Source organism: Plantactinospora sp. KLBMP9567 (genome assembly GCF_033446045.1).
Lineage (GTDB): Bacteria > Actinomycetota > Actinomycetes > Mycobacteriales > Micromonosporaceae > Plantactinospora.
In genome coordinates this window covers 14026-28816 of sequence record NZ_JAWQRR010000051.1, presented here as the reverse complement: position 1 = coordinate 28816, position 14791 = coordinate 14026, and the positions used below count along the sequence as shown (strand labels likewise).

Annotated in this window: 14 protein-coding genes; 10 read left to right on the top strand and 4 right to left on the bottom strand. The window is 67.6% G+C overall.

The annotated features are described in order from the left end of the window. Positions 1-29: 29 nt before the first annotated feature. The 4 genes from R6Y94_RS37530 (at position 30) to R6Y94_RS37515 (ending at position 3779) form a co-directional block, all read left to right on the top strand. A complete protein-coding gene (locus tag R6Y94_RS37530) occupies positions 30-848 on the top strand; it encodes an SDR family NAD(P)-dependent oxidoreductase (RefSeq protein WP_318401313.1) in 819 nt (272 codons plus the stop codon). A gap of 330 nt (positions 849-1178) precedes the next feature. Next, a complete protein-coding gene (locus R6Y94_RS37525; RefSeq protein WP_318401311.1) occupies positions 1179-1913 on the top strand; it encodes an SDR family NAD(P)-dependent oxidoreductase in 735 nt (244 codons plus the stop codon). Between the two features lie 68 nt (positions 1914-1981). Continuing rightward, positions 1982-3016, top strand: a complete 1035-nt coding sequence (locus R6Y94_RS37520; RefSeq protein WP_318401309.1) for a methyltransferase — start codon at positions 1982-1984, stop codon at positions 3014-3016. Positions 3017-3080: 64 nt separating this feature from the next. Then, the gene (locus R6Y94_RS37515) at positions 3081-3779 is read left to right on the top strand and encodes a hypothetical protein (protein WP_318401307.1); all 699 of its coding nucleotides are present in this window, start codon (positions 3081-3083) and stop codon (positions 3777-3779) included. A gap of 81 nt (positions 3780-3860) precedes the next feature. Here R6Y94_RS37515 and R6Y94_RS37510 read toward each other — a convergent pair whose 3' ends face one another. Next, positions 3861-4037: a hypothetical protein gene (locus tag R6Y94_RS37510; protein WP_318401305.1), complete on the bottom strand. Its 177-nt coding sequence runs from the start codon at positions 4035-4037 to the stop codon at positions 3861-3863. Positions 4038-4876: 839 nt separating this feature from the next. Between R6Y94_RS37510 and R6Y94_RS37500 the strand changes: the two genes are divergently transcribed. Genes R6Y94_RS37500 through R6Y94_RS37485 form a run of 4 tightly spaced genes read left to right on the top strand, consistent with a single transcriptional unit; the run spans position 4877 to position 8553 of the window. Further along, complete coding sequence (locus R6Y94_RS37500; RefSeq protein ID WP_318401303.1) at positions 4877-5539, top strand: ABC transporter permease; 663 nt, start codon at positions 4877-4879, stop codon at positions 5537-5539. Next, a complete protein-coding gene (locus R6Y94_RS37495) occupies positions 5539-6732 on the top strand; it encodes a betaine/proline/choline family ABC transporter ATP-binding protein (protein WP_318401500.1) in 1194 nt (397 codons plus the stop codon). The genes R6Y94_RS37500 and R6Y94_RS37495 overlap by 1 nt, the downstream gene beginning before the upstream one ends. Continuing rightward, the gene (locus R6Y94_RS37490; protein ID WP_318401301.1) at positions 6733-7533 is read left to right on the top strand and encodes an ABC transporter permease; all 801 of its coding nucleotides are present in this window, start codon (positions 6733-6735) and stop codon (positions 7531-7533) included. 45 nt (positions 7534-7578) lie between these two features. After that, a complete protein-coding gene (locus R6Y94_RS37485; RefSeq protein WP_318401299.1) occupies positions 7579-8553 on the top strand; it encodes a glycine betaine ABC transporter substrate-binding protein in 975 nt (324 codons plus the stop codon). A 502-nt stretch (positions 8554-9055) separates the two neighbouring features. On the opposite strand, the gene R6Y94_RS37480 is transcribed toward R6Y94_RS37485, so the two are convergent. Together R6Y94_RS37480 and R6Y94_RS37475 are read right to left on the bottom strand one after the other, a co-directional pair. Then, the gene (locus R6Y94_RS37480; RefSeq protein ID WP_318401297.1) at positions 9056-9922 is read right to left on the bottom strand and encodes a hypothetical protein; all 867 of its coding nucleotides are present in this window, start codon (positions 9920-9922) and stop codon (positions 9056-9058) included. Between the two features lie 729 nt (positions 9923-10651). Next, positions 10652-11587, bottom strand: a complete 936-nt coding sequence (locus R6Y94_RS37475) for an AraC family transcriptional regulator (protein WP_318401295.1) — start codon at positions 11585-11587, stop codon at positions 10652-10654. 106 nt (positions 11588-11693) lie between these two features. Between R6Y94_RS37475 and R6Y94_RS37470 the strand changes: the two genes are divergently transcribed. Beyond that, complete coding sequence (locus R6Y94_RS37470; protein WP_318401294.1) at positions 11694-12671, top strand: SDR family NAD(P)-dependent oxidoreductase; 978 nt, start codon at positions 11694-11696, stop codon at positions 12669-12671. 168 nt (positions 12672-12839) lie between these two features. Then, positions 12840-13820 carry an alpha/beta hydrolase family protein gene (locus R6Y94_RS37465; protein WP_412102972.1) on the top strand — a complete coding sequence of 327 codons (981 nt, stop codon included), beginning with the start codon at positions 12840-12842 and terminating at the stop codon, positions 13818-13820. 108 nt (positions 13821-13928) lie between these two features. On the opposite strand, the gene R6Y94_RS37460 is transcribed toward R6Y94_RS37465, so the two are convergent. Then, entirely contained in the window at positions 13929-14777 is an 849-nt protein-coding gene (locus tag R6Y94_RS37460; protein WP_318401290.1) for an alpha/beta fold hydrolase, read from the bottom strand. Between the last annotated feature and the right edge of the window lie 14 nt (positions 14778-14791).

Here is a 14791-nt window from a genome sequence, read left to right as displayed (position 1 = left end):
CGTACTCAGGCCGTTCAAGGAGATCGTCCGTGAAGACCATCGTGATAACTGGTGGGACCGACGGAATCGGTGCCGCGCTCGCGGTCACCTATCGACGCCGCGGCGACAACGTCGTCATCGTCGGCCGGGACGCGGCGAAGGGGGTGGAAGTTCTCGACGCCGCCGGAGATATCGGCGGGGAGGGGCTCGTGGTCCCTGCGGACCTGAGCCTGATCGGCGAAAATGATCGGGTCGTCAAAGAGATCAAGGCGAAGTTCCCGACGGTGGACGCGCTGGTGCTCTGCGCGCGCTACTTCAATTCGAGGCGCACGGTGACCGCCGACGGATTCGAGCACACGTTCGCGCTCTTCTACCTGAGCCGGTTCCTGCTCGGACACGGCCTGGCCGACACCCTGGCGGAGACGAGCAGTCCCGTCATCATGAACGTGGCCGGGCCCGGCCCGAACCCCGTCGAGATCCAGTGGGACGACCTCGAAATGACCCGGGGCTATCAGGGCGTCAACGCGTTGATGCAGGGCGGAAGGCTCAACGACCTGCTCGGGGTCGCCTTCGCCGAGCGGCACCCGGGCAGCCCCATCCGGTACGTGCTGCTCCACCCCGGCAGCACGGCGACCAGCTTCGCCGGTGAGTACGACCCGCCGACCGCGGCGCAGATCGAGTCGATGAGGCGGCTCGGCAAGCCGGTGGCGAAGAGCATCGTGCCCATCGTCGCGGCACTGGACGAGCCGCCGCCGGAACCGTTGAGCGCCATCGTCGAGGGTCGGCGGATCGGCATCGAGGGCGGCGGCTTCGATCGGGACAAGGCGCTGCGGCTGGACCGCATCACCAAGGAGTTGCTGTCCCGCTGACGCGGGACGCTTCACAAAGAATTGACGAGTCCCTTTATGTGTCCTGACCGGGCCCGACCTCTCGAACACATAGCATCGAAGGCGTCCGGGTCGGACGTAGGGCTTTTCCGCCGAACTCACCACTCCCTTCGCGTCCCAGGAAGGGCTCTTCTCGTTGCCCCGGTGGCGATGATCCCGAGGAGGCTCGCACCACATGAAGTCCCCGCAGGTGGAATCCCGGCAGGTACGGAGGGACCGGCGGTTGCCGGAACCGCGACTCATCCTCGCCAGCGGTGAGGTGCGCCTCCGGACCAGGTGTGCTCCGCGTGCCCTGCTCACGTCGTCCGTGCAGTGGTAGCGGCGAAGGTGGCGCTGGTCACCGGCGCCAACACGGGAATCGGGTACCACGTCGCCAAGCAGCTCGCCGAGGCCGGCGTGCACGTCCTGCTCGGCTCCCGGGACAGCCGACGCGGACAGGCCGCAGTCGACACGCTGGCCGCCGACGGCGTGACCGTCCAACTGGTACAGCTTGACGTCACCGACGCGAACTCCGTGGCCGCGGCGGCGAAGACGATCGAGACCGCCACCGGCCGGCTGGACATCCTGGTCAACAACGCGGGCATCGCGGCCGGGTTCGCGCCGCCGTCCCAGGCGGGCGTCGACGACGTCCGCGCCACCTACGAGACGAACGTCTTCGGCGTCATCGCGACCACGAACGCGATGCTGCCGCTGCTGCGGCGTGCCCCGTCGGCCCGGATCGTGAACGTCACCAGCGTGCTCGGCGCGATGCACACGATGACGGACCCCGCAGCGCCCTGGGCCGCCCTCACTCCGCTGGCGTACCGCTCGTCGAAGGCGGCGCTGAACGCCGTCACCGTGCTCTACGCGACCGAGCTGCGCGACACCGGCGTGACCGTCAACGTGGTTTGCCCCGGACTGCGCGCCACAGGGTTCGGCGGCGGCCCACCCCCACCCGGCGCCGCCGATCCCGCCGAGGGAGCGGCCGGCATCGTCCGGCTGGCGCTGTCCGGCGACGGCGTTACCGGGACGTTTCGCAACTACGACGGCACCCCGTACCCCTGGTAGGCGAAGCCGTCGCCAGGTTCCCGCATCTTCCGCATGGCCCCGACCTGTCCCGAGGAGGCGTCAACCACATGAACTCCGCGCACACCGAGCCGCCTATGTCCGTCGGCCCCGGGCCGGTGATGGCGATCGTGACCGGCCACTGGCAGACGAAGATCCTGGTCACCGCCGTGGAGGCCGACCTGTTCAGCGAGCTGTCGGGTACCTCGGCGACCCCGGAGCAGCTCGCCGAACGCCTCGGATTCCGGATGCCGGGTGCCCGGGACTTCCTCCTCGCCCTGGCGAACCTGGGATTGCTCGAACATGAGGACGAGCGACTGCGGAACTCTCCCGCCGCCGAGGGATACCTGGTTCGTGGCCGGCCCGGATACATCGGCGGCTACCTGCGGTTCTGCGCCAGCGAGTTGAACCCCGCCTGGGACGGCCTCGCCACCGCGCTGCGTACCGGACAGCCGCAGAACCGCGCCGCCGTCGAGGGGAACCCGTACGACTCGCTGTACCGGGACGAGGCGGCCACCGAAGCCTTCCTGGACAGTATGGACATGTTCAACACCCCGATCGGGCTGTGCATCAGCGACCTCGACTGGAGCCCGTACCACTCGGTCGTCGACGTCGGAGGTGCCCGGGGCAACTTCGCCCGGACACTGGTGGCCAGGAACCCGCACCTCACCGCCACCGTCTTCGACCTGCCGCCGCTGGAGCCGGCGTTCACCAGGCACATGGCCGGGCTCGGCGCCGCGGACGTGGTCTCGTTCGTCGGCGGGGACTTCTTCACCGACCCGCTGCCCGAGGCCGATGTGCTGATCTTCGGTCACATCCTGCACAACTGGGGCGAGGAGGACCGGATTCGGCTGTTGCACAACGCGTACCAGGCGGTGAAGCCCGGGGGAGCGGTATTCGTCTACGACCCGATGGTCGGCGGGGACAACCCACCGCTCAACGCGGTGCTGGCGAGCCTGAGCATGCTGGTCTGGTCTGCGGGCGGCCGCGAGTACTCGGTTGAGGAGTGCCACGGCTGGCTGGCCAAGGCGGGTTTCCGCCCGGAGACGGTCGGGCTCACGAACACGCCGGACGACGTGCTGGTCGTGGGCCACAAGGACCGCTGACCGCCAGGGTCGTCGTACGTCGTGCACCGCGAGGAATCCGGCCACCACACCCGAGGAGTCGAGGATGTCCAACCCGCCCGCCGTACAGCCGGTCATCAACCGCCCCGATGTCACCACCGTGCTCGTCGCCGAGGTGATCACGGGGGGGCCCGAACGTCAGCGGGCCCTGGCCGAGGCGATCGTCGCGCACTGGCAGGCCATTCAGTGGCCGTCCCGCCTAATCTCGCTCAACTGCTTCGTCAGCACCGACGGCGAGTCGGTGCTGACTTACGCCCAGTGGTCGTCGGACGAGGCGTTGAGCGCATCGCTGCGGGACGAGGGGAGTGTCTCGCGGCCGCCCGCACCGGGATGGGGCATCCCCGGCGTCCGGTCCCCCGAGCCGCAGCGGTACCGGTTATACCGGGTGGTGCGTGGCGGCGCCATCACCGGCCCGGCCCCCGTGGCCCGGTGCTTCCCGGCCGCCATCTTCAAGATGGAGAACCACGAGGCGGCGCGTGGATGGGTCGACGGCCTGCTCGCCTCGGAGGAGGCGACCGAGGGCGAGGAACGGGACTATCCCGGAGCCATCGCCGCAAACTTCCACATCAGTGTCGACGGCACCAGCGTCTTCTTGCTGTCCGAGTGGGCCTCCGAGGAGGAAGCGGTGTCCCACATCGCCGAGGTGATCGAGCCGATCCTCGAACAGGTGGGCAGCGGCGACACCGGTGCCGGTGCCCGCTACCAGCACCACACCAGCCTCGTCGGGCCACCCGCGTCGTCGTAGGGGTACACGGACGCCCCGGTTATCACGACTCACCTGACAGCGAGCGGGCCGGAGAGCAGGCGGCACAGCGTGGGGTGCGGCTCAGCCCTGTGCAGGGGCCTGCTGGCGTAAGGCTTCGATCTTGCGCCAGGACTTGGCAGCCCGCCGATAGTTGCCGTCCGCCTCGTAGCGCTCTGCCGCTTTGCGCTGCCATTCGATGGCTTCGTCGATGCGGCGGATCCGTTGCAGCGCGTCGCTCAGCCTGGCGAGGGCGGTCACCGTCTCGCTGCCGTTGACCTGCTGGGGTCGGTCGAGCAGCTCCGTGTAGAGCCTGGCAGCCTCGGCCGGATTGCCGGCGGTGAGTTCGTAGGGCGCTGTTGCGTTACGGGATCAAGGGGAATGCCGAACACCTTACGGGTCCGGCGGTCAGATCGCGTGGGCCAGCTCGGTAAACGCGGCAGCGACCCTTTTGGCTGGCGGGGCATCGACGGTGAGTTCGTAGTGGCCGCGTCGTAGGTTCTGCATGGAAGTGATGTTCCCCGGGTTTGGTGGAGTCGGTTTGGTTGACTTTCCCCGTTCACCACTGCTACCTCAACGATCACTGCCTGGAATGCGAGCAGCCTGTGCATCACCGTGCGGTTGGCTTTCCGCCCCGCTGGCGGAGCATCGACCTGCACCCCGTCCAGTGCCGCGCCCCCTGCCACCCGCAGAGCCCGACCAGCGCGGTCGGCGGATCCGCATCCGGCACCAAACCGGCGTGGTGCGTTCGGCCCGGGCAATCTGACCGCTCAGGCTTCGACTGCTTGACGGCGCCGACGTCGGCGTCGAGGACCGGTAGCGCGATGCCTTGAGTATCACCGCTGGGAAACAACGCGCGGGTTAATCACAAGCTCACGGGAAATCCGGACCGCAAACACGATTGCCGTGCGGCTGTTACCAACAGTCGAGTACGAACTTTGCCAAACAAAGACCTGTGGACCACTGATTGATTTTGTAAAAAATCAGTTACTGCTGCCATTAAACCGGGAGCACCGTCGCCAGTTGGGTGATCATCGATCTGGCCGTTGGCCAGGGGGCTCGTCAAAGCGTGAAACGCCACCCGTTATACTGACGCCCCAATGACCTTCCTTGACTACATCTCCGGCCTGCCCGCATACCTGGAACGAGAGTGGCCTGACCTGCTCGGGCTCACCTTCGAGCATGTATTGGTGGTCCTTGTCACTATCGTGCTGGCGACCGTTATCGGGCTCGGGCTCGGGTTGGCAACCTATCGCAATCCGAACGGAGTCAGGGCTGTACTTACGGTGACTGGCACCTTCTTGACTATCCCGTCGTTTGCCCTGTTTGGACTTTTCATACCTATTTTCGGTCTCGGTGCCGTGCCCACGGTCGTCGCGTTGGTGCTGTACGCGCTGCTTCCCATCGCGGGCAACACGATCACCGGACTGCGTTCGGTCGATCCGGCTGTCGTCGAATCGGCACAGGGCATGGGGCTCTCCCACCGCCAGCGCTTGCTCCGCATCGAGTTGCCGCTCGCCTGGCCAGTCATTATGGTCGGCATACGCGTGTCGACACTGATGATCGTCGGGATCGCCGCCATCGCGGCGATCGTCAACGGCCCCGGCCTCGGTGGTCCGATCTTCCAGGGGCTCTCGGCGATCGGCACCCAGCGCGGATTCAACCTTGCCTTCAGCGGAACTCTATTTGTCGCGATGCTGGCGCTGCTGCTGGACGGCGTCCTCGGCGTGGTCGCCAGGTTGACGACATCGAAGGGGCTGTGATGACCGAGCACAAACAGCGGACCGTCGCGGCATCCATCCGCCTCGAGTCGTTGACCAAACGCTACCCGGGGCAGGCCGAACCGGCCGTAGACGGCCTCACCATGGATATAGCGGCTGGCGAGATCGTGGTTCTGGTTGGACCCTCCGGTTGCGGCAAGACCACCAGCCTGAAGATGATCAACCGGATCATCGAGCCGACCGCGGGACGCATCTTCATCGACGGTGAGGACGTAACCGACGTCAACGCGGATCAGCTACGCCGCCGGATCGGCTATGTCATCCAACAGATCGGCCTTTTCCCGCACATGACGATCGCCGAGAACATCGGCCTGGTGCCCAAGCTGCTCGGCTGGAGCCGGCCCCGGATCGCCCGGCGTGTCGACGAACTGCTGGATCTGGTGGGTATGGAACCGTTGGCCTACCGCGGGCGTTATCCGAAGGAGTTGTCAGGCGGTCAGGCCCAACGGGTCGGGGTCGCCCGTGCGATGGGCGCCGATCCTCCGGTGCTGCTGATGGACGAGCCGTTCGGCGCCATCGACCCGATCGCCCGTGAGCGCCTCCAGAACGAGTTCCTCCGGCTACAGAGCGACATTCGGAAGACCATCGTCTTCGTGACCCACGACATCGATGAGGCGATCAAGCTCGGTGACCGGATCGCGATCCTCACGAAGGGGTCGAAGATCGCACAGTACGACACACCCGAGACGATCCTGACGGCTCCGGCCGACGACTTTGTCGCGGACTTCATCGGCTCGGGCGCGTCGCTCAAGCGCCTGAGTTTGAGCCGGGTCCGGGACGTGGAGCTCAACCAGTGGGCGGTCGGTCGGCTCGGCGACGATCGAGCGCACCTGCGCCAGGCGCTCACCGACAGTGATCACGGGTCGCTGTTGTTGCTCGACGAGAACCAGCGGCCGGTGCGCTGGGTCACCGGCCACGACCTGGCTCGGACGGACGAATCCCTTGACCGGGTGGGGCTCCCTGCGGCGGCTACCGTGGAGCCGCACGCCACGCTGCACGACGCGCTGAACGAGATGGTCACCTCGCGGGTCGGGTGCGCCATCGTCGTTGACGGCCAGCGGCGGTACCGGGGCGTCGTCGACATGCGCACGGTCATGCGGGCCGTCGACGAGATGCGGGAGAGTGCCCAAGCCCGGGACCGGGACGCGGCGGGCCGGCCGGCGGAGGCGGCTTAGGTGGCCGTTCCAGGATTCGGGGGCAGGACCGACGCGGCCGCACCCAACGCCAACGACCTCCTCGCCGAACTGGGCGGACCGTCCCGGTTCTGGCGCTGGTTGGGCACCCCGGCGCTGCTCACCGCCGTCTGCGTGGCGCTGTATCTCTACGGGCGGACCCAGGAGCTCGACAGGATCTCCCAGGCGAGCCTCAACGCCGACACGATTCGCGAGAAGCTGATCGAGCATGTGCAGCTCACCTTCGTCTCGACGCTGATCGTCGTCCTCTTGGCAGTGCCGCTGGGGGTGGTACTGACCCGGCCAGGGATCCGCAGGTTCTCCCCGGCAGTGCTCGCCGTCGCCAACATCGGTCAGGCGACGCCGTCGATCGGGGTACTGGTGTTGATGGCGATCACCGCCGGCATCGGCTTCGACCAGGCCGTCTACGCCCTGGTCATTTACGCCGCGCTGCCGGTCCTCCGCAATACCATGGTCGGTCTGAACCAGGTCGATCGCACGCTGATCGAGGCGGGCCGGGGAATGGGTCTGAGTGGCTGGCAGGTGCTCCGCCGCGTCGAGCTACCACTGAGCGTGCCAGTCGTGCTCGCCGGCATCCGTACGGCACTCATCATCAATGTCGGCACCGCCACCCTGGCAACTTTCGTCGGTGCCGGCGGCCTCGGCTTCCTCATTGACCAGGGGATCCGTTTCGACCGAATGCCCGTTCTCATCACCGGAAGTGTCCTCACCGCAGTTCTGGCGCTGCTCCTTGACTGGGTGGCCGGCATTGTCGAGGACGTTCTGCGCCCCAAGGGTCTTTGACCTTTGCGGCTTCGTCTGATGTCACCGTTTATCTAGGAGGAAAGCATGGGGAACGCGAAGAAGCGAGGCCGATGGCCGGTGCTCGCCAGCGCGCTCGCGCTGGTGATGCTTGTCGTCTCGTGCAGTAGCGACGGCAACGACGGCGACGTCGCGGGGACCGGAAGCATCGGGGAGAAGTTCGACCTCGCGGGCACGACGCTCACAGTCGGTTCCAAGGAGTTCACCGAGCAACTCATCCTCGGAAACCTGACCAAGCTCGCGCTCACCGCCGCCGGTGCCGAGGTGGAGGACCAGATCGGACTGCAGGGCAGCACGACTGTCCGCAAGGCTCTGACCTCCGGCGAGATCGACCTGTACTGGGAGTATCTCGGCACCGGCTGGGTCACGTACCTGCAGAACGAGAAAGGCATCCCCGGGGTCCAAGCACAGTTCGAGGCGGTCCGCGACGCCGACGCCGTCAACGGTGTCGTCTGGCTTGAGCCGGCCCCGTTCAACAACACCTACGCGATCGCGGCGAGCAGCGAGACCGCCGAGCGGCTCGGTGTCGCCTCGATTTCCGACCTCGCCGCGCTGATCGCACGTAACCCCGCGGACGCGACCTTCTGCGCGGGTGGCGAGTTCGCCACCCGGCCCGACGCCCTTCCCGGGCTCGCGACGGCATATGGCTTCACACTCCCGCCGGCCAACGTCTCCAACGTGCAGGACGCCCTTGTCTACACCCAGGTTGACAAGGGCGACTGCGCTTTCGGTTCGATCTTCGCCACCGACGGCCGGGTGAGTTCTCTCGGTCTCACCGTGTTGACCGACGACAAGAAGTTCTTCCCGCCCTTCAACGGCTCGGTGAACGTCCGGGCCGAGGTGCTCGGCGAGCACCCTGAGATCAAGGAGATCCTCGCTCCGATCGCCGGGGCGCTCGACGACGCCACGATGGTCGGGCTCAACGCGAAGGTCGACGTGGATGGTGAGGATCCGGCGGATGTCGCCAAGACCTGGTTGACACAGAACGGCTACATCGGCTGACAACTCTGCCACGACGTGTACGAGAACATGGTCCGCAGGTCCGGGTCCACGGCTCGCGGCAATCGACGGATCACGACTTCCGATGGGCGCGGGTGTGGGGCGATGCCCAGCGCGAGCGTGGTCGCGCTGGGCCATCGCCGGCCCACTCAGCGAGCGGGCGTACGAGCGGCACCCCGGCGACCACGGCACGCCGCCACGGTCACCACCACCGTCCGCGCTGCCAACCCGGCGGGCGCGCATGAGGATCGGGCATCTTCTCCGGAGCAGCCAGCAGCCCAGCGGCAGTTTTCGGGGACGTGACAGTCGATCGGTGTGGCCGACAACGATGAGATCAGCGATGGCGGCAGCGCGGGCATGACTCACTTCGGACAGATCACAAGGCGTCGGAACCTCGATGATCTTCTGAACCGGTCATGCCCGCCTTGCCGTCACCAACGAGGGTGGGTCCACACCAACCCGATTAATCCGGACGCCTCACGACGTTGCCAGGGCCTTGTCCTGTTCAGTCAGGAAACGGATCCGCTGTCCGGGGGACCAGCTTGCGTAGCGGATACTGAGCCACGTCGCGCTCTGGGCGGGAGAGATAGAAGTCCGCATAGTAGCGTCCGTCGGATTCCATTGAGGCCGGATCGAGGCCGCGTGAGGCGACCTCCGTAGTCGCCCACTGCTGCTCCGCCTCGTCGACGAACCGTCGCTGTGGGAAGCTCTGGCTGGCCTTCTCGGTTGCCAGGCCGCGCTCGGCGAGGGCGTGCGCGATGGGCTCGTAGTCGTACGCACGCAGGCAGAACGCGGCGACCCACGGCGTCTGCTCGGAGGAGTCGAGAAGGCGCCCAAACGTCTGCTCCGTGACGTAGCCTACACCGCCAGTAGTCGTGATCATGTCCACGTCGCGCATCTGTCGAGCGAGGTCGGCCGAGGGCTCGGATGTCTCCAGGTTCTCGGCGTACGCCTCGTCGACTGCTCCGATCGCCTTGGCGTATCGGGTCGCGTTCTCGGCCACGTCCAGCCCGATCACCCGCGGCGCGCCGGGGCGCCCGCGCCGGCTCAACAGTTCGATATCTTCTCTGATCAGCTGGTCGCCGGTCAGGCCCTTGCCAGCTGCCTCCTGATAGTGCTGGTAGACCTCGTCCAGGGTGAGATCGGTCTTCGCCAGCATTCCCCCGATCCCGTACGAGCAGCACACGTCGAGGATGGTGGGCGGGCGTCCGTCGTCGTGGTGGCGGACGTCGACCAACCGGCTGAAGAGATCGGCGCCATGCTGCGGGATCTCGTACTGCACCGCCTGCAGAGCCGGGTAGTACCCGAGGGCATCCATCTCGTTGTAAATTCCACTGAAGTCGGCCTTACCGGAAGTCGTGGATTCCGTCATGATCCTCCTACTCCTGGGCTGCCGCCACAAACCTGATCTTCGATGACAATAGCCCGTGCCCGTGCCCGTGCCCGTGCCCGTGGAGAGTCACGGTGTTCACGTTGCGGACGTCGACGATACCGTCTGCCAAGGCTGAAGATCCCGAAGGCTGGGTTGAGCCGGCCGTAGCCCGAGTGCGCCGCCACGGCGGCAGGCGGTCTCGGTGTGCAGACGCAGCAGCAGGGCGTCGAGGATGACGTCGTTGCCGCTGGCGCGAGCAGCGAGGTTGATTTCCCATCGGACCGATAGACAGGCGGCTGTCGTGACTGATCTGGCGTGATGGCGGCTGCGGCTGGAGCCGCAAGCTGTCCGTAGGGATCAGATCCCTATGCACCGCGCGGTAAGTCCTACGACCGTCGGTACGGTCACTGCCGCAAGGCCGACAATGCTCTGATCGGGCGCTGGGATGCCGCCATCACCAAGATCGGTGCCACAGCTATGCAACAACATCATCGAGTTTGCCCAGCCCGGTACCTGGCGCTCCGGCCGGCTTGCCGCTCCATAGGGCAGAGCCGGACCAATCGCACGCCGATCAGCACGGTCCGGCACACCGCCGGCACGCCGAGGCCCGCCGCATGACCGGTCAGCCGGCGAGGCGCAAATCTTGCGATGACGTACGTAGCTGTCAACGTCGGAGCGAGAGGTCCTTCCGCCGAGCGGCGCATGGTGACCCGTGCGCCGAGTGATTGATTACACGGCTGCGCCGTGGGGGATGGGGCGCTCGGTGCGTGCGCGGTGCCGGTAGCGCAGGGGCGATTCTCCGGTCTCTCGTTTGAACGCGTTGCTGAATGCGGCCTCGGAGGCGTAGCCCAGGTCGACCGCGAGGGAACCGACGCGCACGTCGGCGCCGCGCAGGGCGCGCTGGGCCAGGAGCATCCGGTAGCGGCTGAGGTAGGTCAGCGGCGGGACGCCGGCCACCGTCCGGAAATGCCGGGCGAACGAGGAGCGTGACATCACGGCGGCGCGCGCCAGGTCCTCCAGGCCCCACGGCTTTCCGGGCTCGGAGTGCATGAGTTCGAGGGCGGGGCGCAGCCGTTCGTCGGTCAGCACCCGGAGCCATCCGGGCGGTGCCTCGGCCTGGTCGAGGTAGGCGCGGAGGGCTGAGAGCACGAGGAGCTGGGCGTATTGCCGGATGGCGAACGCGGAGCCGGTGCGGTTGCCGGCGATCTCGTCGAACAGCTGGTCCAGGAGGCCACGCATGCTGGTCGCGGCCGACGCCCGGACGTGTCCCACCGGCGGCATTGTCTGCAGCAGCAGCTCGCGGCCGGCCGGGTTGATGTCCACGGCGGTGCCGATGACGATGTCGTCGGTGCTGCGGTCGGCCTCGGTGAGGCCGGTGAAGTTCTCCTCGGGCCCGATCTGCCGGGGTGGTCCGGTGCCGGTGCCGCCCTCGTGCTGCAGCCATGACCGGTTGGTGAGAATGGCGACGTCGCCCGGCGCGAGTTCGATCGGCTCGTCGACGCCGTCGGTGAGCAGCCGGCCGTGCCCGGACACCATGGCGATGAGCTTCAGCGAGTCCACGCAGGGCGACCGCGCCACCCACGGGCCACGCGCCGCGAACCCGCCGGCCACGACACCTCGGATCTCGACGAGGTCGAACACCTCGGACAGCTGGTCATTCCGCATGGTGACACTCTCGCGCAAAAAGTATGGACGGACAAGTATTCAGCGTCCAGCAACGGTTGCCCAGACTGGAACCACGCCGCGTCGGCAGACCGAGGAGTCGGTTCGAATGTCACATCAGTTCATGGACGGATCCCGGACGACTGTCATCACCGGCGCAACCAGCGGTATCGGCGTCGCAGCCGCCACCGCGATCCTGAGGTCGGCGAACGGGCCGTGGCACATCGTGCTGCCGGTCCGGGACGCGGGCCGGGGCCAGGTCGCCGTCGAGACGCTGACCGCCGGCGCCGCAGCGGGCAACACGGTCGAGGCGATGGCGATGGATCTGTCGTCGCTCGCCTCGGTCCGGGCGTTCGCCAGCGGGCTGACCGCCCGCGTGGAGTCAGGCGAGATCCCCCGGGTGCACGCTGTGGTGTGCAACGCCGGCGTACAGATGGGGACCCGCCTGACCCTGACCGCCGACGGCTTCGAATCCGCCTTCGGGGTCAACCACCTGGGCCACTTCGTGCTGGTCAACGAGCTGCTGCCGGTGCTGCAGGCGCCCGCACGGGTTGTCGTGGTCTCCAGCGGCACCCACGACCCGGCCGCCCTGAAGGTCGGCCCGGCCCCCGCGTGGAGCAACGCGGAAGCCCTGGCCCGCGGCATCCTCGCGCCGTCGGCCGCCGGCGACAACGCGTTCATCGCCGGTCAGCGCCGCTACAGCACCTCCAAACTGGCCAACATCTACTTCACCTACGCCCTGGCCCGCCGCCTGCCCGACGGCGTCACCGCCAACGCCTTCGACCCCGGCATGGTCCTGGGCACGAGTCTGGGACGCTCGCTGCCCACCCCGGTGCGGTTCGTCTCCCGGCACGTCCTGCCCCACCTGACGTGGCTACTGCGCCGGGCGGTGACCCCGCACATCTACTCCGCGCCGGAGTCGGGCAGTGCGCTTGCCTGGCTCGCGACCGCGCCGGAACTGGCCGGCACCACGGGTCAGTACTTCGCCGGGCGCACGGCAATCCGCTCGTCGGACGAGTCCTACGACACCGTGCGCGCGGACGACCTGTGGAACGACAGCCTCTCGCTGACCAGCGTTCGAGCCTGACCGACTTGCGACATTGCGGCCTAGAACTGTGAAAGGAACACCATCATGAGTGAATCGAGTTATCCGGCCGACTCCGTCGGCGGGCCGGCCGGGATGTCGCGGCGAACGGTGCTGTCGGCCGGGATGGGTCTGGTCACGGTCGGTGGGGTAGCTGCGGTCGGGGCCGATGTGGCCGAGGCGACGGTAGGCACCGATCGGTTCGGCGCCGGTCATCCCGGCGGGCCCGGTCGGATCATCTCGGTCAGCCCGGTAACGCTGCCAGCGCCCCGCCGTGCCGCGCCTCTGGAGGTGCGGGTCTCCGCCCCGGTGACCGGACGCAACCTGCCGATCATCCTCTTCGCCCACGGCCACGGTCAGGTGAACTTCCTCAACTCCCACCTCGGCTACGGTCCGATCGTCGACTACTTCTCCTCGCACGGCTTCGTGGTTGTCCAGCCCACCTTCCTGGACGCGATGTCGCTGGGCCTGCGTGACGCCGATGACCCAGATGCGCCCCTGTACGCGCGGGCGCGGGCCGAAGACATGTCCCGCATCCTGGACCAGCTGCACGCGATCGAGAAGGCCGTGCCGCAGCTTGCCGGGCGCCTGGACCGAAACAAGGTCGCCGCGGTGGGCCACTCGCTGGGCGGGCACACGGCCGCCCTGCTGCTGGGCATGCAGTTCGACGATCCGTCCCAGGGCGGCCGGAGGGTGAGTCTCGCCGACCGCCGCATCAGAACGGGTGTTCTGATCGCCCCGCCCGGCCGGGGCGGCGATGCGCTGCACGACCAGGTGGCCGAGCTCTACCCCGCTCTGAACGCCCCAGACTTCTCCACGATGCGGACGCCGGCACTCGTCGTCGCGGGCGACAGGGACCTCTCCACCACCTTCACCGACCTGGGCGCGAGCTGGCGGATGGACGCGTACTTCCTCTCGCCGGGTCCCAAGTCGCTGCTCACCGTGTTCGACGGGGAGCACCAACTCGGCGGAATCTGCGGATACGACTCCGTCCTGACCACCGACGAGAACCCACAGCGGGTCGCCGCGGTCGGGCGGCTGACCTCGACCTACCTGCGCACCGCGTTCGACCGCCGGGATCCCGCCTGGCAGCAGGCGCGTGACGCGCTGACGACCGGAGCCAACGCGATCGGACGGGTCGACTCCAAGTAAGCCCAGTGATACGAGCCAGTTCGTGAGGCGGCGGGTGGTGAGGCGGGTGACAACCATTGCTGCACCACCACCCGCACGCTTGAACGCTTCCCCAATCGCTCCCAGGGCTCAGCCCAGTTTTCCGACGATCTTCGCTACTTCGGCAGGCATGGACAGGAACGGCGCGTGTGAGGAATCCAGCGTCACGACGGAGGTCGGATTCTGCGGGAAGGCGGCGTCGGCTTCCGCGATGAACAGCCGCTGGAGGGCCGGGCGGATCGCCATGTCACGCGCACAGAGGACGTAGGTACGGGGTACGGAACCCCAGCCGTCACGGGTCAGCTCGGTGGTGCCGCGCATCATGCTGGCCGGGGCGTCCGGGGTCAGCAGGCCCAGGGCGGCGTCGGCGACGATCGGGGCGACATCGCCGTAGAACGCGTCGCGAAGCTGCTGACGATAGGCGAGGTCGTTCGAGGCGAGGTCGAGTCGCAGCGCCCCGATCAGGTCGGGATCGCCTCGAAGCGCGGACAGGACCAGCGCCTCCGCGTTCTCTGGCAGCGTGAAGTACGGGCCGGGCGCATTGCCCGACGCTGGCATGACCGCGGCGACGTACACCGCGTGCGCCACCAACTCGGGAACCTGCTGCGCCACCCGGGTCAGGACTGGGCCGCCCATGCTGTGGGCCACCACCGTGACCGGACCGCCACGTCCGAGCTGTTTCATCTGGAGACCCAGCAGATCGGCCGCGTGGTCGAGGTCCACAGTGGCTACTGGCGAGACTTCGGTGGCCAGCGCCGCCGGGTCGAACGGACGCATGGTCAGGCATTCGGGCCGGCGGGCACGCAACCCGTGTCCAGCCATGTCAACCGCCAGAGCCGGCCGTCCATCCGGCACGAGGTGGGCGATGACCTCGTTCCAGCACCAGGCCCCATGCCAGGAACCGGGCAGGAAAAGGATCGGCGTAGAGCCGAGAGACATGGCCACTCCGTTGA

Coding starts and splice junctions, on each gene's coding strand:
- R6Y94_RS37520 (WP_318401309.1), top strand. CDS start 1,982: ATGAACTCCGCGCACACCGAGCCGCCTATGTCCGTCGGCCCCGGGCCG.
- R6Y94_RS37515 (WP_318401307.1), top strand. CDS start 3,081: ATGTCCAACCCGCCCGCCGTACAGCCGGTCATCAACCGCCCCGATGTC.
- R6Y94_RS37500 (WP_318401303.1), top strand. CDS start 4,877: ATGACCTTCCTTGACTACATCTCCGGCCTGCCCGCATACCTGGAACGA.
- R6Y94_RS37495 (WP_318401500.1), top strand. CDS start 5,539: ATGACCGAGCACAAACAGCGGACCGTCGCGGCATCCATCCGCCTCGAG.
- R6Y94_RS37485 (WP_318401299.1), top strand. CDS start 7,579: ATGGGGAACGCGAAGAAGCGAGGCCGATGGCCGGTGCTCGCCAGCGCG.
- R6Y94_RS37480 (WP_318401297.1), bottom strand. CDS start 9,922: ATGACGGAATCCACGACTTCCGGTAAGGCCGACTTCAGTGGAATTTAC.
- R6Y94_RS37475 (WP_318401295.1), bottom strand. CDS start 11,587: ATGCGGAATGACCAGCTGTCCGAGGTGTTCGACCTCGTCGAGATCCGA.
- R6Y94_RS37470 (WP_318401294.1), top strand. CDS start 11,694: ATGTCACATCAGTTCATGGACGGATCCCGGACGACTGTCATCACCGGC.
- R6Y94_RS37460 (WP_318401290.1), bottom strand. CDS start 14,777: ATGTCTCTCGGCTCTACGCCGATCCTTTTCCTGCCCGGTTCCTGGCAT.